Annotated in this window: 15 protein-coding genes; 10 read left to right on the plus strand and 5 right to left on the minus strand. The window is 38.8% G+C overall.

Annotation, left to right across the window (positions count from 1 at the left end; genetic code table 11):
- Positions 1-41: 41 nt before the first annotated feature.
- Both I6J02_RS01090 and radC read right to left on the minus strand, forming a co-directional pair.
- Positions 42-788 (minus strand): class I SAM-dependent methyltransferase, encoded by a 747-nt coding sequence (locus tag I6J02_RS01090; protein WP_201680015.1) that lies wholly within the window; start codon positions 786-788, stop codon positions 42-44.
- Between the two features lie 37 nt (positions 789-825).
- Positions 826-1,515: a RadC family protein gene (radC, locus tag I6J02_RS01095; RefSeq protein ID WP_201680016.1), complete on the minus strand. Its 690-nt coding sequence runs from the start codon at positions 1,513-1,515 to the stop codon at positions 826-828.
- A gap of 158 nt (positions 1,516-1,673) precedes the next feature.
- Between radC and I6J02_RS01100 the strand changes: the two genes are divergently transcribed.
- From I6J02_RS01100 to I6J02_RS01115, 4 genes are all read left to right on the plus strand, one after another.
- The gene (locus tag I6J02_RS01100) at positions 1,674-2,132 is read left to right on the plus strand and encodes a peptidylprolyl isomerase (RefSeq protein ID WP_002993785.1); all 459 of its coding nucleotides are present in this window, start codon (positions 1,674-1,676) and stop codon (positions 2,130-2,132) included.
- A 23-nt stretch (positions 2,133-2,155) separates the two neighbouring features.
- Positions 2,156-2,560: a DUF5606 domain-containing protein gene (locus I6J02_RS01105; RefSeq protein ID WP_201680017.1), complete on the plus strand. Its 405-nt coding sequence runs from the start codon at positions 2,156-2,158 to the stop codon at positions 2,558-2,560.
- Between the two features lie 202 nt (positions 2,561-2,762).
- Positions 2,763-3,305, plus strand: a complete 543-nt coding sequence (locus I6J02_RS01110; RefSeq protein ID WP_201680018.1) for a hypothetical protein — start codon at positions 2,763-2,765, stop codon at positions 3,303-3,305.
- Between the two features lie 244 nt (positions 3,306-3,549).
- Positions 3,550-3,987 carry a nuclear transport factor 2 family protein gene (locus I6J02_RS01115; protein WP_201680019.1) on the plus strand — a complete coding sequence of 146 codons (438 nt, stop codon included), beginning with the start codon at positions 3,550-3,552 and terminating at the stop codon, positions 3,985-3,987.
- Positions 3,988-4,105: 118 nt separating this feature from the next.
- Here I6J02_RS01115 and I6J02_RS01120 read toward each other — a convergent pair whose 3' ends face one another.
- Both I6J02_RS01120 and I6J02_RS01125 read right to left on the minus strand, forming a co-directional pair.
- Positions 4,106-5,197 (minus strand): PA0069 family radical SAM protein, encoded by a 1,092-nt coding sequence (locus I6J02_RS01120; RefSeq protein ID WP_201680020.1) that lies wholly within the window; start codon positions 5,195-5,197, stop codon positions 4,106-4,108.
- Positions 5,198-5,214: 17 nt separating this feature from the next.
- Positions 5,215-5,904, minus strand: coding sequence for a prolyl oligopeptidase family serine peptidase (locus I6J02_RS01125; RefSeq protein ID WP_201680021.1), 690 nt, complete (start codon positions 5,902-5,904; stop codon positions 5,215-5,217).
- 155 nt (positions 5,905-6,059) lie between these two features.
- Here I6J02_RS01125 and I6J02_RS01130 point away from each other — a divergent pair, with 155 nt between their 5' ends.
- A complete protein-coding gene (locus I6J02_RS01130; RefSeq protein ID WP_201680022.1) occupies positions 6,060-6,470 on the plus strand; it encodes a c-type cytochrome in 411 nt (136 codons plus the stop codon).
- 88 nt (positions 6,471-6,558) lie between these two features.
- On the opposite strand, the gene I6J02_RS01135 is transcribed toward I6J02_RS01130, so the two are convergent.
- Positions 6,559-7,374: an alpha/beta hydrolase gene (locus tag I6J02_RS01135; RefSeq protein ID WP_201680023.1), complete on the minus strand. Its 816-nt coding sequence runs from the start codon at positions 7,372-7,374 to the stop codon at positions 6,559-6,561.
- Positions 7,375-7,481: 107 nt separating this feature from the next.
- Between I6J02_RS01135 and I6J02_RS01140 the strand changes: the two genes are divergently transcribed.
- From I6J02_RS01140 to I6J02_RS01160, 5 genes are all read left to right on the plus strand, one after another.
- Positions 7,482-7,769, plus strand: coding sequence for a SelT/SelW/SelH family protein (locus I6J02_RS01140; RefSeq protein ID WP_201680024.1), 288 nt, complete (start codon positions 7,482-7,484; stop codon positions 7,767-7,769).
- 115 nt (positions 7,770-7,884) lie between these two features.
- A complete protein-coding gene (locus I6J02_RS01145) occupies positions 7,885-9,111 on the plus strand; it encodes an exonuclease SbcCD subunit D (RefSeq protein WP_201680025.1) in 1,227 nt (408 codons plus the stop codon).
- Between the two features lie 3 nt (positions 9,112-9,114).
- Complete coding sequence (locus I6J02_RS01150; RefSeq protein WP_201680026.1) at positions 9,115-12,153, plus strand: AAA family ATPase; 3,039 nt, start codon at positions 9,115-9,117, stop codon at positions 12,151-12,153.
- Between the two features lie 120 nt (positions 12,154-12,273).
- Complete coding sequence (locus I6J02_RS01155) at positions 12,274-13,338, plus strand: lipase family protein (protein ID WP_201680027.1); 1,065 nt, start codon at positions 12,274-12,276, stop codon at positions 13,336-13,338.
- A gap of 565 nt (positions 13,339-13,903) precedes the next feature.
- Complete coding sequence (locus I6J02_RS01160; protein WP_201680028.1) at positions 13,904-17,089, plus strand: SusC/RagA family TonB-linked outer membrane protein; 3,186 nt, start codon at positions 13,904-13,906, stop codon at positions 17,087-17,089.
- Positions 17,090-17,092 lie beyond the last annotated feature (3 nt).

Consider the following 17,092-nt stretch of genomic DNA (forward strand, 5'->3'; position numbering starts at 1 on the left):
ATCTTCCTTCTTTACTTTATAGTAGTATATTATCCTCATCTCTAAGCGATATAAATATCTGTCTGATAATTAAATACTAAACGCTTATCAATAGCATATTCATCGAAAAGTTCCCGAAGTCCTTCATACAGGCTCTTACTTTCGGTTTCCTCATTTGGAAAGTAAGATGAAGATTTTACCCGTCCGAAAAATGCTTTCAGGTCAAAAGTTTGCTGGTTTGGCAGAGAGAACTTACGGATGGATTTAGGTGCAAAGAAGTCATGAATATGTTCATCTGTGATATTCTTCTGAGTGACTGTCTGATATTCCGGAATATGTCTGACCAGAAATTCTTCGTAAGCACGCTGAAACTCATCTTCAGGACTGCGTTGATTCCATACCAGCACGATATGCCCTTCCGGCTTTAAGATCCGTTGAAATTCAGCCTTTGTCTTTACTTTATCAAACCAGTGAAAAGACTGTCCTGCAAATATCAGATCAACGCAATGATCATCAATTTTGGTATCTTCTGCTGTAGCATTTACCGCTATAAAATTTCTATTCTTCTTGAAATGATGAATACAGGCTTCTCGCATCGCCTGATTTGGCTCCACACCAAAGGTATTATTACCGTTATCCACAAACAGTTTGGTCGATATACCTGTCCCGCTACCAATATCAGCGATCAGCCAATCTTTATTAAATCCGATTTCCTGAGTTAGTAGGAAAAGAATCTGATTCGGGTAACTGGGTCTGTATTTTTCATAATCAACCACCCGGTCTGTAAATCTGTCAACGTTCTTTTTCATTTGTAAATGGTTTTTTTAATGGCATGAATCGATCAGATTAATCCATCAATCCCTCGTCCTGAAAACTAAAATATTTGCTGTTTGTAAATATGACATGATCCATTACTCTAATATCCATTATTTTTGAAGCATCTACAATTTTTTTTGTCAGCTGAAGGTCCTGATTACTTGGCTTCAGGGAACCTGAAGGATGGTTGTGAACGAGGATCATAGAACTGGCATGACAATTCAGTGCTTGTCTGAGGATAATACGGACATCTACAGGAGTAAAATCATTCCCTCCCCTCCCTATGAGTTGCTGACTCTGAACCACAGATGCACGGTTAAGGTATAATACCCAGAACTCTTCATGCTGAAGATCCTGTAATTGGAATTTAAAGTACTCAAATACTTTCTGACTGCAATTAAGGACCACAGCTTCCTTCTCCGTACTCTCTTTTCGTCTTCGGCCCAATTCCAAAGCAGCTATAATAGTAATAGCCTTAGCGCTGCCTATGCCTCTATATACCTTTAGATCATCCACATCCAGCTGAGACAAGAAATCAAGATTGTGCTGATGATCTGAAAGAATACGGCGCGCCAGTCCGACAGCATCTTCCCCAAAGGAACCTGAACCGATAAGAATAGCCAGTAACTCTGCATTACTCAGAACCCTTCTTCCACGTCTTTCCAGCTTTTCTCGTGGCCGGTCATTTTCTGCCCATTTATTTATCGCTAACTTACTCATAATTAAAAATTATATAATTCACTCTAAAGATAACAATATCGCTCAAAGAAAAGTTATTTCTCAAAATATTTACTTCATTAAGTAAAGAAAATCATCCACTTTTACGTTTTCCCAAGTCAGTTGTAAATCTTATCTTTGTAATCCAAAAAAATATTGATATGAGCAAAGCGATTATTAAAACAGAAAAAGGCGACATGACTGTGGAATTTTACACAGCTGATGCTCCAAATACCGTAGATAACTTTATCAAACTGGCTAAATCAGGATATTATGACGGATTAGCATTTCACCGTGTTATCCCTGATTTCGTTATTCAAGGAGGTTGCCCTAATTCTAAAGAAGGTGCAGCAGGCGTACCGGGAACAGGTGGTCCGGGTTACAAAATAGATTGTGAACTGACAGGAGAAAACCAGTACCATGACCGTGGAGTACTTTCTATGGCACATGCCGGTCGTAATACCGGAGGTTCTCAGTTTTTTATCTGCCATAGCCGCAACAATACAGCTCACCTTGACCGCAACCATACCTGTTTTGGTAAAGTTGTTGAAAATGTAGATGTAGTGGATGATATCCGTCAGGGTGACCGTATCCTGACTATTGAAGTAATCGAAGATTAATCCCTCTACCGAAAACTATTAAAATGAATTTAAGAGCATTAGTATCCGTAACCGGCAAACCGGGATTATTTAAACTGATCGGACAAAACAAAGGTGGCTTTATCCTGGAAACATTAGATCAAGCCAAGATAAAATCAGTAGTAAATCTGTCTACTACAAAGATGGCGACTCTGGAAGATATCACTATCTATGGAGAGGAAGAAGAAATCAAATTACTGGACGTATTCGAAACGATCAAAACAAAAGGACTGGAAACACCTGATGTGAAAGCTAGCGGAGATACATTACGTGATTTTTTCCGTGAAGTAGCACCTGGACATGATGAGTCCCGTGTATATACTTCAGATATCAAGAAAATTATCTCCTGGTATAACATTATTAAAGAGTTACCAATATTTGACGAAGAAGCTCCGGCTCCTTTGGTATAATCAAATCTTTAAATGCGAAAAGGCCTTACAGACAGATCTGTAAGGCCTTTTTTGCGTTTCCATAAATAAAGAAAATGAACTTCTTTAAATAGCGCTTAAACACTTTTCAGCGACCTCAAAAAAACTTAATAATTTTTCACAAATCATGTAACGTTTCTCTAAACAGTTGTACTAACTCTGTAAAATCTAATATTCAGAAATTATGGAAACTAAAAATTTAAACACAACTATTGCAGAGCCGGTAAGGAAACAAATGAGAATTGAATTCTTTACACAGATCATAGCTCTGGTCGCACTGTTATTTGTACCCTATTACTTCAATTTCAATCAGGCAATGACTTCAGTTTACATGCTGTTTTATGCCTTAACTTTATCATTCTCGGGATATTATATATATAAATTTTATACCTTTTACAAGTCAACGCTATCAGTTGATCTGGAAAACTCAAAAGATCTGACCTGGTTCTACCATGAATTGAAATTAAATGTAAACATCTATACCAATTTCAATTTTATCATGATCATCACAGCCCTTGCTTACGGGATTACCTGCTTGTATATTACAAAATTCGACTTCGGAGCCCTTGCGTATAAGGTGGAATCCCTAATACCCGGAACAACAGCATACATAGCACTCACTATCAGCACACTTGTATTCCTCTTTACCATTGCAGAATATTCAGCTAAATCTACCTATGAAAAGTATACAGACCGTATAAAAGATATTCTAAAACAATTCGATTAACCTGCTATACGAACTATCCAGAGAAGAATGTAAAACCTAAAAAACAGACTTCTCTGGTTTTACACCGGAATTTTCACCGAAAAGCAGATCTGCTGCAACTTTTTCACCGATCAGTTTACCTTGTTTACCGATTTTTTGACTGGACTCACCAATTAGCTATGGCCAGGGTTTGTTATTGCTTATACCTTTGGATCAAACAATTAACAAGAACCATAAAAAAAATTAAAAACAACCAAAAAACATCATGAAAAATCTAATCAAAACTGTAGCTTTCTTATTATTCATTGCAATAACAACAAGCTCTTTTGCTTCCGGAATCTATAATCCTGGCAAAAATTATTCAGCAGATGCTGTAATCAGCAATTATATCGAAACGACGACTATGGGAAACCCTGCCAATGTAGAAAATTTGTTTACAGACAATTTCTTTCAGACAGTTTCCACTCCTTCAAAAGTGATAACTCATTCAAAAAAACCATTTATAGACTATGTAAAAAGCCAGAAAGGCTATGTGCAGAACTGCCAGACAAGTCATACCATTATCGAACGCAACGACAACTGTGCAATTGCTAAAATAACATTGACCTACAAGAACTTTACAAAAGTAGAATATGTAACTGTGTGCAGCGATGGAGAAATATGGAAAGTAAGTCAGGTCGTTACTTCGTACCCTAAAAAATAAAAAACAAAGCCTTATGCATATAAAACAACTTAAAACAAACAACAACGCTACTCGCTCCATAATAACAAAGCTCAGAAACAATTATTTCTGAGCTTTTCAATTATATCTAAAGCAATTATCAAAAAAGTCCCAGTTGTCGCCCTCGGTTAGGAACCTGAAAAAGATCAGTTCTTTGTGTTGGAAGATCATTTTTACCCATGTGTTGTTTTACAGATAAGCGAAACAGATCTCGTATACTTTCCGCCAGAATTCCTTCTCCTCTTATCCTTCTTCCAAATTCACTGTCATTCAGTTTTCCGTTGTGGCAATCCTCTATGCCGTGCAACACTTTGTCCGCACGGTCCGGATAATTTTTATATAACCAATCCTTAAAGATGCCAGCTATAGCACCATTTAGCCTGACAACAGTATAGCTGGCCGACCGCGCTCCTGCCTCTGCTGCTCTTTTGATCAGTAACGGCATCTCATCGCTGTTGATTCCGGGTACTATCGGCGCCACCATAAGCATTACCGGCACTCCTTTACCCGCCAGCTTTTCAATCAGCTTCAATCTTGCTGAAGCAGTTACTGTACGGGGTTCCATCTTCTGCCTTACCTCTTCACTCAGAGAATTGATAGTAACAGCTACAGAGATCAACTGCAATGAAGCAAGCTCCTCAATTATATCGAGATCTCGCAACATCAATGTATTCTTACTAATGATAGATACCGGATGTCTGTACTTCAACATGACCTCCAGAATAGACCTTGTAATCTTTAGTTTGCGTTCAATAGGTTGATAGCAATCTGTATTACCGGAAAGCATAATTGTAGAAGGCTGATAGTTTATATTATTAAATTGCTTTTCCAGGAGACGGGCAGCATCATACTTCACCAGTATCTTGCGTTCGAAATCCAATCCCGCACTGAATCCCCAATATTCATGAGCATTGCGGGCATAGCAATAAATACAACCATGCTCACATCCCTGGTAAGGATTAATAGATTGTGTAAAATGGAGATCCGGACTATCCGAAACGGAAATAATTTTCTTAGGATGAGTGGGAATCAATTGCGTAGGCACATGCTCCAGAAAGGGTTCATCTAAACCTTCAATATGCTCCTGTACATATTGAGAGGTAAAAAATTTATTATTTGGATTGACCTGTGCGCCTCTTCCCTTAAAGTAATTCGTCTCTTCCATAATCAAAAATACTAAAAATATTAGCATTTTTGATTATGGATCATTTAATTTTTTACATGCTTGAACATCCAGTCATAAATATCATCCTGATGAAAAAGACGCTCTACACTACCGTGATTCCCTCCCGGAATAATAGTTAGCGTAACATCTGCATCTGCATCTGCTTTTTTTATAGCATTGACAATCTTTTTAGATTCGGACATCGGTACGATATAATCTTTATTTCCATGTTGTACCCAAAGAGGTACTTTAGCCAGATTTTGTGCATAACTCAATGTGCCTCCTCCGCAAATAGCTACTGCTGCAGCTATTCTGTCAGGATATTTTCCGGCTACATCCATAGTGCCATATCCACCCATACTCATGCCGGCAACATATATTCTGGAACTGTCCGCATTATATTTCTTAATTGTGTAATCAACTACTTCCATTACTTTATCTGGATCCCATCCTCCTCTGGATTGCGGAGCTATAACAATGGCTGGTACTTCCTGACCCTTGGCCATCGCATAGAGTACTCCATAACGGGTTACCCGATTCAGATTAGTGCCTGATAAACTTCTGCCATGAAGAAACACTAATATAGGAGGCTTATTCTCAAGAATTTCAGCTTTAGGTAACTGGATCATAAAAGGGTATGCAGTCTCTCCCTTCACCGGACTTGGTTGTGCAACTGTTGCCTGAATAAAGAAAGTTAAAAATATTAAAAAACTTACTACAGACTTGATATACATATACATAGGGTCAAAAATTTAATATTCGGGTCACTAAAATACAAACTCTTGACGGATTATTGATACAAATTCTAAATAGATTATTGTATAACCATATGTGATCTTTATATCTTAATTTTACATTAACACGACAATCCATATAAACACATTACATTATGAGACTTCAAAAAATCGCCATTGTAACTGTTATTTTCTCTGCCATTATCGCTTTGAGTGCGTTTATTCCGGCTCCCCAGCCTGCGCAGGAAAAAAAAGCAAAAAATCTGAAAGTACTTCCTAAAAATATAAGTAATGAAGAGCTGGACAAAGTTATGGACGACTTTAAAGTTGCATTAGGCGTAAAATGTAATTTCTGCCATGCCAAAAGTACCACTGACCCTCAGAAAATGGACTTTGCAAGCGATGAAAACCCACATAAAGAAATTGCAAGAAGTATGATGAAGATGACTCAGAAAATCAATAAAAAATATTTCACACATAAAGACGAAAAATCCGGAACAATAGCTCAGATAAGTTGCATGACTTGTCATAACGGTAAAAAACATCCGGAAGTAGTATCCTTATAAAAAAAGATAAAAAAAAGGAGCTGGTGCTCCTTTTTTGTTTTAAAACCGCTTTTCTTTGGCTGTGACTCAGACTCCTGAATCTTTCCGCTTATTTCTGTAAAATCTTTTTTGTCCTTTCCTCCACTTCCTTTATTAATAACGGATAGGCAGGATACTGCATATTATGTCCGAATCCCTGAAGTTCCAGTAAACGGACATCTTGATGACCTGTTATTTTTAACATACGCGCCAGATAAGCATTCTCTTCATACCGGCCCAACATCTCAAGCTCTCTGTCACCTGTTATTAACAAGATCGGAGGAGCATCCTGACGAACATGAAACAAGGGCGCAAAACGATCTATAGTCGGTTGCTTCTCTGCTATACCGTGCTCCTGACGACTCGTAAAATGTGTTATCGCCTGTCCGCTGAAGGGGATTAGTCCGGCTATCTGATCTGCATCTATGGTATACTTTTGCAGATAATGTTTATCTAATATCGTCATCATTCCCAGATATCCGCCTGCCGAATGTCCCGATACAAAAACAAGTCGTCTGGAACCACCATACTCTTCAATATGATTAAATACCCATGCAATAGCCGCAGCAGCATCTTCAATAATACCTTCGACATTGGCCTGAGGTGAAAGACGATACCCTACTCCTACTACTGCCATTCCGCGGTTTTTCAGATATTCCGGAATTTCCTTCTGACCACCGGTCAATCCTCCTCCGTGAAACCACAGTATGGTAGCAAAATCTTTCTTATCGACGGGGTAATAAAAATCAAGTTTACATCTTTCATATTCAACCGTTTTACCCTTTGCCTCCGGATAATAAGCAACATCTTTCTTTAGATCATATTGTGCTAAAAGTATACCCTGAAAGAGCAAAAGAAAAACAGCAAGAAGTGTAGAGTGTTTCATAGTAAATGGAGTTTTATAAAGAAATGAGATATCTAAAATAGCAAAATATACCCGGATTGCGTGTACAAATCCATAAATTAGTCAAGAATAATGACATAGTTTTTGCGATGAAGCCAACCATTACAATAGAATACTGCCCCAAATGCGGCTGGATGTTACGTGCAGCATATATGGCACAGGAGCTCCTGACTACCTTTACAGAAGAACTCCATGCTGTAACCCTGAAACCCAGCGAAATAAGCGGACGCTACCTGATTACTGTTGATGAAACGGAAATTTTTGACCGCAAACGCATGGGACGCTTTCCTGAAATAAAAGAATTAAAACAATTAGTTCGTGATATCGTTGCCAGAGATAAAGATCTGGGGCATTCTGACAGAAAATCAGACGCATAGGTACAACAACAACTCCTGTCAGCAATGGTACATTGATGCTGTAAGCACATGATAACCTAAAAGGTATTTCGACCTTTTACAGATTAAAGGTATATTAGCATAACAATTAAAAAGCATGAAGATACTGCATACGGGCGATTGGCATCTGGGAAAAAAACTGGACTTCTTCACAAGAATAGAAGAACAACGTGTCGTACTTGAAGAAATATGTAATATTGCAGAAGAAGAACAGGTAGATGCAGTTATTGTAGCAGGAGATCTCTTTGACACGTTCAATCCTCCGGTTGAAGCCGTAGATTTATTATATAAGACCCTCAAGAGGCTTGCTAACAATGGAGCACGCCCAGTACTTGCAATTGCTGGAAATCACGATAGTCCCGACCGTATAAATGCGCCTGACGCTCTGGCCCGTGAATGCGGAATTATATTTATGGGATACCCTGACACAGCCATCAAGCCTATTCAGATAGAAAACGGATTTACGATTACACGATCCGATCTTGGCTTTATAGAACTGCAGCTGCCAAAGCATTCTTCTCCGTTACGCATACTGTCCACTCCCTTTGCAAACGAAATTCGTCTCAAACAGTATCTGGGGATTACTGACAAAGGAGAAAATCTCAATGAGGTGCTCAAAAATACTTGGCGCACACTTGCAGATAGCTATGCAGATAAATATGGTGTAAACATTCTGGTCACTCACCTCTATATGCTAAAGCGAGGAGGCGAAATACTCGAGGAACCGGATGGAGAAAAACCCATCAAAATAGGAAATGCAGATATCGTGTATTCAGACGGAATACCTTTACAAATACAATATACCGCTTTGGGGCATCTCCATCGCTATCAGAATATAGGTGGACATCTTGCACCTGTAGTCTACAGCGGTAGTCCGCTTGCCTATTCATTTTCCGAAGCCGGACAGGAAAAGAAAGTAGTCATTATTGAAGCCGAAGCAAACAGACAGGTACAGATAAAGACACGCAATCTGCAATCCGGACGCAGGCTTTATCGCAAACGCTTCGATAATACGGACGAAGCTGTATCGTGGCTGCAGACACATCCAAATGCATTGGTAGAACTCACACTGGTAAGTGAAACATTTGCAACCTCACAGGATCTGAAACGTATTCATGCAGCACATGACGGAATCATCCATATTATACCGATCGTAAGACAACAGGAACAACAACTGTCTGCTGCAGCGCATATCAATCTTGAGCAGGATATACAGGATCTCTTCAAAGATTATTTTAAATCCAGATACGGACAAGAGGTTAATGATGAACTGATCTCTTTATTTAACGAAGTTTTGAACAGTACCAACGATACAGAAGACTAACAGATGCTACCCATATATTTAAGTATAGAAGGCTTATATTCTTATCAGGAAAAACAGGAAATAGATTTCACCAGGCTTACTGAAGCGGGATTATTTGGTATATTCGGGAATGTCGGTTCCGGAAAATCCTCCATTCTCGAAGCGATTAGTTTTGCCTTGTACGGTAACACCGAACGTCTCAATTCCAAAGAGAACCGCAGCTACAATATGCTCAATCTTAAATCTGCAGCTGCTACTATCATCTTTGATTTCATCAATTTTGAAAACCGCAAGTTCAGATTTGCCGTACACTGGAAAAGAAAAAAGAAATTTGATCAGACCTCCACGATAGAACGAGTTGCTTATGAATGGCTGCAGCAGAACTGGGTCCCTATGGAATCTGCAGATGCTACCCATATCACCAATCTGACTTATCAGAATTTTAAAAGAACTATCATCATTCCTCAGGGACAGTTTAAAGAGTTTCTTGACCTAAAAGGTAAAGACCGCTCGGATATGATGAAAGAAATCTTCAACCTTGATAAATATGACCTGGGACCAAAAGTATCCGTGCTTCAGATTGATAACAACAGAAAGATGGAGCACCTTCAGGGTGCCTTATCCGGATTTGAAGAAATAAACTCAGGAACAATTGATCTGAAAAAAGTTGCTTTAAGCGAAGCTAAAGCATTATTAGACACATTAAGATCAGCATATCAACAAACAGAAAACAGTTACAAAATACTGTCTGAAGCGAAAACCAATCGTGAGAATCTGAAGGAAAAAGAAGAACAGTTTGCACAATTAAAGTTAAAACAAGCTGAAATCATTCATCTGGAAAAAGAATTGGATGAATATGAAAAACTGGTGTCCCTGTTTCGGGAACCTCTGGATAGAATCGATTCTTTACAACGGGATCAGGATCAGCTGGAACTAAAAATCCAGAATCTGTTACAGGAGAAACAGCAAACATCCCTGACACTGAAAGAGAAAGAGCATTCTTTTCAGAAAGTTGAAAAAGATTTCCTGAAAACGGAAGAGTTCAGAATAAAAATCAGTGATCTTAAAAATCTGATTCAGATAAGAACACAACAGGCTGAAAAAAATAATCTGCAAAGCCGTTTAGCTAAAGGAACACCTATACTGGAACAGACACGAAAGGAAGAACAGCTTTTTACAGAAGATATAAATCTTCAGGAAACAACTCTCGAACAGCTAAAATCTGTCAAGATCGACACTTCCGAATTGATAGAAATAGACAACTGGTACCAACGTCATGATCTTCTCCTGAAAAACAAATCTGCCCTAATCGAAAAGATTGATCTTTTAAAGGCACAGCAGGAAGAAATAACAGGTTTATTTACAGATAACGGCTATACAGTAGATAATTGGGAATCTGAAATCACTAATCAACTCCAACAGATTACCGTTGATATCAGAGCGCTAACTAAACAGGAAACTGATTTACATGTACAAAAAGAACTCGGTCGCTTTGCAGACAACCTCCATCATGAAGAAGCCTGCCCCCTTTGCGGATCTTTGGACCATCCGCACCCGATGCAGATACATGATGTCAGCATACAGTTAGAGGATTTAAAAGCAAAACAAACGGAGATTACAGAAAGACAACAGCAATTGCAATCCCTTCTCAGTCAGACGACCCGATGGAGTACAACCTATCAGGATAAAAAAGTACAACTGGAAGCTGCCGGAAAAGAGTTGCAACAGGCAGATGAGCAACTCACAGCACTCCGTTCCCGATTCAGCTGGGAAAATTTCCGCTGGGACGACCGTACGCTGTTTGACGAAAAGAAAGCAGCTTTAAGACAAAGTGAAATACAGATAAAAGAAGCAGAGCTGCTGTTAAAATCACTGCGTGTACAGCTGACAGAGACACAGAGTAAAGCAGCAAAATTCGAACGGTCGTTAAATGAGTTCACTCAACAAATTGCCGTTATAGAAGGCTTGATCACCCAGCATAAGATTCAGATACAAGCTATTCAGATTGAAGATTATAACAATGATAGCGATCACGATCTCTTAACAGAAATACAAAGCGCTGAAGAACTGATAATAACTACTGAAGAACAGCATAAAACGCTGCAGACAGCGATCAATCAACTCCACACAATAATTGCTTCTATACAAGGAAAACATACAGAGGCACTGGAGAATTACCAAACTACGGTACAAAAGATCGACAAGCTGAATCAGGAAATACTCGCTCACATCGAGCAACAACATCTGCCGGGTATGAGAGCCATTCAGCTTGTATTACAAAAAAATCTGCCTGTCATTGAAAACCGGAAACGTATACAAGACTATAAAGTAGCTTACGAAACGCTTCAAAATCAAATCACCGAGCTTATGCAGAACAGTTCGGTTCAGGATTTTGACGAAGAGCTTTTCGAACGTACAAAAATCGAATTAGAAGAAAAGAAATCTGCACAGGAATTGCAGATTGCACACACAGGAGCATTAGAACGTGAATTACAACGTTTGGAACAGGAATTCGATAAAAAAGGAAAACTTCTGACAGAGTTTGAAAAGTTGAGCCACCGTAAAGATAATCTGCGCACACTTGATAATATGTTTAAGGGTTCGGGATTTGTAAATTATGTATCGAGCATCCATTTACAACGCTTATGCGATATTGCAAATCAGCGTTTCCACCGGCTCACCAAAAATCAGCTCAGCCTCATTATCAATGAAGCCAACGAATTCGAGGTCATCGACTATCTCAACAACGGCTATCATCGTTCTGTAAAAACACTTTCCGGAGGACAGGGCTTTCAGGCATCCCTTTGTCTGGCATTAGCATTAGCCGAAAATATACAATCGCTCAATAAGGCCGATAAAAATTTCTTCTTTATTGATGAAGGTTTCGGCACACAGGATGCAGAAAGTATGAATACCGTATTCGAAACATTACAATATCTCAATAAGGAAAACAGAATAGTAGGTATCATTTCACATGTGGAAGAGTTGAAAGAACGTATTCCTATGTCCGTAACAGTTATCAAGGATTTGGAAAAAGGAAGTATTGTTAAAATGAGTTCCTGACAAACACAGAAAACAAACAGAATGGGGTTAATTTAATGTTAATCTTAAACCTGCAGATTGTATTTCAGATCAAAAGACCTTATTATTGTAAACAGTACAATAAAACATTAACTCTTCTGTATGAAATACCCGTTTCTGATAGTCTTCTTAAGTCTCTATACATCCCTTACATTCGCACAATCCCTCAAACCAGGCTTTGAGAAAGAGGAATACAGAACCATGCTCACCTTAATGAGTCAGGTAAAAGATCATCCCGTATATCAGGATTTTACGTTGAAATACACATCCCCCGTTATGGGACTCGAAAACCGCTGGTGGCTGTGGACAAACGATCAACATAAACAGGCTATAATAGGAATCAGAGGAACAGTATCAAGCTCGGAAAGCTGGATGGCTAATTTCTATGCAGCTATGATACCTGCTAAAGGGCAGTTACAATTAGACGAATCCCGGATTTTTGAATATAACTTTTCGGACGACCCTAAAGCAGCAGTTCACGTAGGCTGGACATTCAGCACAGGTTTTCTCTCTGCTGATATTTTACCTCATCTGGACTCATGTTATAAAGCTGGTATAAAAGATATCTATATTACAGGACATAGTCAGGGCGGAGCCATCAGTTACCTTTTAACTTCCCATCTTCGCCATCTGCAACAACAGGGACAATTACCAAAAGATATACAGTTTAAAACATACAGTTCTGCTGCACCAAAAGTTGGAAACCTGTATTATGCCTATCAATATGAAGCGGATACGCAGATAGGATGGGCGTTCAATGTCGTCAATACAATGGATTGGGTTCCTGAAACACCGTTTTCTGTACAGAAATTAGATGATTTTAATGAGATTAATCCTTTTCCGCAATTACAGAAAGCAATACAAAAACAATCCCTCGGCAAAAAGATTGTGATAAAACATTATCTTAATAGGATAAAAAAACCTACAGAAAAAAGTCAAAAAAATATAGAAAAATTACTGGGCCATAAAGTTTTCACTTTTCTCAAAAAAAAATATCCTAGTTTAGTAGAGCCGAAATATTTTCCCTCATCAAATTATATGCGTGCAGGCCAACACATTGTTTTAAAACCAGATAGCAGCTATACAAGCTCATTTCCGAATGACATAAATCATCCATTTATGCATCATGGTTTTAAATCTTACTTCTTTTTATTGGATAAACTTTAAGAAACCAGCAACAGTTCAGGAAGGTAAATTTATCTTAGGTACGATATTTGCAAGTACCTGATTTAACTATTCAATACTGAACTAAAATGAAAAGAACTCCATTTACAACTTTTGCAATTCTATTGGTCGTAGCTCTCATACTGGTATTTGCGACGACATGTTCGAGCGTTATGTAATAACCCTGCAATGACTGCTTTCAAACATATTCCCCTATATAAGCGTTCTCTTACCAGATAGCTTCCTTTGATACAATCTGCCTGATTACGTATCCTTTCGTCGTTTACATTCAATTTTCCAAAAACCAATAATTACAGATAAGTCCTGAAATAAGGGTACCCTTCGAAACCTTTATTACTGATTTACTGTCATAAAACAACTTTTTTAAACTATATAATCTACCATTCATATAGATTTTATATATTTGCAAAATAATAAATTGCAATGAATACCAAAACACACAAACTCTACTGCTTTCGAATGCTCTCAGGAAAATAATGCAAATCATTGTTTTCCTACCCCTATCCTTTTTTTATATTAATATTTTATGAACTAAACTTTTACATTCATGAATTTAAAAATTCATCATTTTCTTATTCTTATCGTCGGCATACTACTTCCGTCTTACCTGCATGCGCAGAATAATAATGTTTCCGGAAAAGTAACAGATGAGCAAAATCTTCCGCTATCCGGAGTAACCGTCACTGAAATAGGTGGTACACATACAACACAAACAGATCAGAACGGAGCTTTTACGCTTCAAATTTCCTCTGCAGAAACAAAAATCCGCATCACTTTCATCGGATATGAATCGCAGACACTTACAGTCAAAAGCGGACAGCAGTTGGCAATTAGTCTGAAAAGTGAAAATACACAACTTACAGAAGTAGTGGTAACTGCACTCGGTATATCCCGTGAGAAAAAAGCATTGGGTTATGCGGTACAGGAAGTCAAATCTACTGAACTGCAAACCCGTCCTACAAATGCACTCAGTGCTATTTCAGGAAAAGTAGCAGGCTTACAGGTTGTCTCATCAGGCGGTAACATCGGTGGATCTACACGCGTATTGCTGCGAGGTATCAACTCTATTGCCGGAAATAATCAGCCTCTTTATGTCGTAGACGGTACACCTATGGACAACAGCGATCTTAACAGCAGCGCAACGATAAATGGTAGTGCGGGAAAAGATGTCGGAAACATGATCCAGGATCTTAATCCGGATGATATTGAGAATATTTCAGTATTAAAAGGACCTTCCGCAGCAGCACTTTACGGATCCAGAGCAGCAAACGGGGTCATCCTGATCACTACAAAAAGAGCTGCTAAAGGTGAACGTGTAGATATCAGCCTTAATACAGGTGTAGATTTTGAAAATATCGTACGCCTTCCCAAAAGACAAAAATTATACGGTCAGGGATATGCTACTACCTTCCCGACAGCGAATATCAATGGTACAGATTACAAAATTGTAGATTATGCATCTGATGAAAGCTGGGGACCTCGTCTGGATGGCACACCGGTATTACAGTGGTATAGCCTGAATCCGGAAGATGAAGCAAATTACCTCAAACCGACTCCATGGTCCTACCCTAAGAATGATGTAAATTATTTCTTCAAAACGGGTATTTCCAATACGAACAACCTGTCTATAGCAGGAACAAGTGGAAGTACAAACTACAGATTTTCGTATACCAACAAGAATGTATCCGGGACAATCCCTAATTCCAGTCTTGACCGTAACACCCTGAATTTTTCGGGAGGAACGCAGTTAGGCAATCTGAAGATTACCTCTACACTCAACTATATCAAAAATTCTTCTCTCGGTAAACCCTGGAGCGGAGCTTCTAACCGTAATATTATGCTGGAAGCCTTCCAGTGGGGAGCAGTACAGGTGGACTACAAAATATTAGAAAACTATAAACGTGCAGATGGTACTCCGCTGGCGTGGAACCGTACAGGCTGGCAAAATACTCCGGCTGCAGAAGCAACCAGATTTATTGACAACCCGTACTGGTCTGCATATGAAAGTTATATGGAAGAGAGCCGGGATCGCTTTTACGGTAATTTCGGATTACAATATGATGTCAATAACTGGTTGACCGTAGGAGCAAAAGTACATGGAGACATTTACAGCTTTAATTATCAGGATCGCATAGCGGTATACTCCCGCTCTGCTTCGCAATACGAAGAATCCAGTAATAAGCTGAATGAATACAACTATGAATTCCTCGCTACAGCCAAAAAGAACTGGGATAAATTTTCTTTAGTAGCTAACATAGGTGCAAACTTACGCGATCAGCAACGGAAAGTAGATTATGCCATTACACAGGGCGGGCTGATAGTACCTGAATACTATAATTTAAAAAATGCTTCCAGTGTTAAAGTTGATAATAACCGCTTTCACAAAAGAGTATCTTCCCTGTACGGTAGCTTCTCTTTAGGATACAATGATTTACTATATATTGATGGTACGGTACGTAACGACTGGTCCTCAACTCTACCAGTCGATGACAATTCATTTATCTACCCATCATTCACAGGAAGTTTTATCTTCAGTCAGTTAGAAGGTGTTAAAAATCTGGATTGGCTTTCATTCGGTAAATTACGCCTGGGATGGGCGCAAGTGGGAAATGACACAGATCCTTATCAATTATACAAAGTGTATGGTGTAGATCTCTCGTTTGACGGACTTCCTTCCACAAGTTTACAGAATCAACTGAACAACCCGTTACTGAAACCGGAAATTACGACTTCCTGGGAGACGGGGCTGAACCTTCAATTTCTTAAAAACAGAGTCGGAATTGATGTGACTTACTATAATAACAGTTCCAGAAACCAGATCATTCCATTACCTGTCTCTCCTGCATTCGGATATGAATACAAAATTATCAATGCCGGTAAGATCAATAACAAAGGTTTGGAAATAACGCTGAACGGTACGCCTGTTAAATCTCAAAACCTGGAATGGAACAGTACATTAAACTGGTCCCGCAACAGAAATAAAGTAATCAAGCTATCTGATGATGCCAATACGTATACACTGAGCAATTCACTGGTAAGCCTTGTTGCCAGAGAAGGTGAGCAATACGGACAATTGTTAGGGTATGATTTTGTAAAAACAGATGATGGCAGAAGAGTTGTGCAGGCAGATGGTACGTATATGAGAACATCACAACTCGTACCATTGGGATCTGTACTTCCTGACTACATATTTGGCTTTCAAAACCAGTTCCGCTACAAAAACCTAAGTTTAGGATTTTTAATCGATGGCCGTGTAGGTGGAAGCTTCTTCTCGCAAACGTATAAAGTCGGTATGTATGCAGGTATATTAGATCGTACCGCAGAAAATAATATCCGTGAAACAGGCGTCATATTAGATGGTGTCAAAGGCAATGTAGTTTTTAATCCGGATGGTTCTTACACGGTATCCAATATTTCAGAAAACGACACCCGTATTACAGCTCAGCAGTGGGCTCGTAACGAGTACAACGGACCGACTACGTTCTCCATCTTTGACGGAACCTTTATCAAGTTGCGCGAAGTAACTGTTGGTTATTCATTCAAGCTTAAGAATACCACATTTGTGAAAAATCTTGGCGTATCTCTCTATGGCCGTAACCTTTGGAATATCTATACTAAAAGCAAGTATATCGATCCTGAATTTACCAATAGCGGAGGCAATGTACAAGGTATAGAAGGAGGAAACATTCCTACCCCGGTAACTTATGGTTTTAATGTTAATCTTAAATTCTAATTT

Origin of the sequence: Sphingobacterium spiritivorum (genome assembly GCF_016725325.1) — a bacterium.
In the GTDB taxonomy this organism is placed as follows: domain Bacteria; phylum Bacteroidota; class Bacteroidia; order Sphingobacteriales; family Sphingobacteriaceae; genus Sphingobacterium.

Excerpts from the sequence above, each read along its gene's own strand:
- I6J02_RS01090 (WP_201680015.1), bottom strand. The coding sequence starts at position 788 with ATGAAAAAGAACGTTGACAGATTTACAGACCGGGTGGTTGATTATGAA.
- radC (WP_201680016.1), bottom strand. The coding sequence starts at position 1,515 with ATGAGTAAGTTAGCGATAAATAAATGGGCAGAAAATGACCGGCCACGA.
- I6J02_RS01100 (WP_002993785.1), top strand. The coding sequence starts at position 1,674 with ATGAGCAAAGCGATTATTAAAACAGAAAAAGGCGACATGACTGTGGAA.
- I6J02_RS01105 (WP_201680017.1), top strand. The coding sequence starts at position 2,156 with ATGAATTTAAGAGCATTAGTATCCGTAACCGGCAAACCGGGATTATTT.
- I6J02_RS01110 (WP_201680018.1), top strand. The coding sequence starts at position 2,763 with ATGGAAACTAAAAATTTAAACACAACTATTGCAGAGCCGGTAAGGAAA.
- I6J02_RS01115 (WP_201680019.1), top strand. The coding sequence starts at position 3,550 with ATGAAAAATCTAATCAAAACTGTAGCTTTCTTATTATTCATTGCAATA.
- I6J02_RS01120 (WP_201680020.1), bottom strand. The coding sequence starts at position 5,197 with ATGCTAATATTTTTAGTATTTTTGATTATGGAAGAGACGAATTACTTT.
- I6J02_RS01125 (WP_201680021.1), bottom strand. The coding sequence starts at position 5,904 with ATGTATATCAAGTCTGTAGTAAGTTTTTTAATATTTTTAACTTTCTTT.
- I6J02_RS01130 (WP_201680022.1), top strand. The coding sequence starts at position 6,060 with ATGAGACTTCAAAAAATCGCCATTGTAACTGTTATTTTCTCTGCCATT.
- I6J02_RS01135 (WP_201680023.1), bottom strand. The coding sequence starts at position 7,374 with ATGAAACACTCTACACTTCTTGCTGTTTTTCTTTTGCTCTTTCAGGGT.
- I6J02_RS01140 (WP_201680024.1), top strand. The coding sequence starts at position 7,482 with ATGAAGCCAACCATTACAATAGAATACTGCCCCAAATGCGGCTGGATG.
- I6J02_RS01145 (WP_201680025.1), top strand. The coding sequence starts at position 7,885 with ATGAAGATACTGCATACGGGCGATTGGCATCTGGGAAAAAAACTGGAC.
- I6J02_RS01150 (WP_201680026.1), top strand. The coding sequence starts at position 9,115 with ATGCTACCCATATATTTAAGTATAGAAGGCTTATATTCTTATCAGGAA.
- I6J02_RS01155 (WP_201680027.1), top strand. The coding sequence starts at position 12,274 with ATGAAATACCCGTTTCTGATAGTCTTCTTAAGTCTCTATACATCCCTT.
- I6J02_RS01160 (WP_201680028.1), top strand. The coding sequence starts at position 13,904 with ATGAATTTAAAAATTCATCATTTTCTTATTCTTATCGTCGGCATACTA.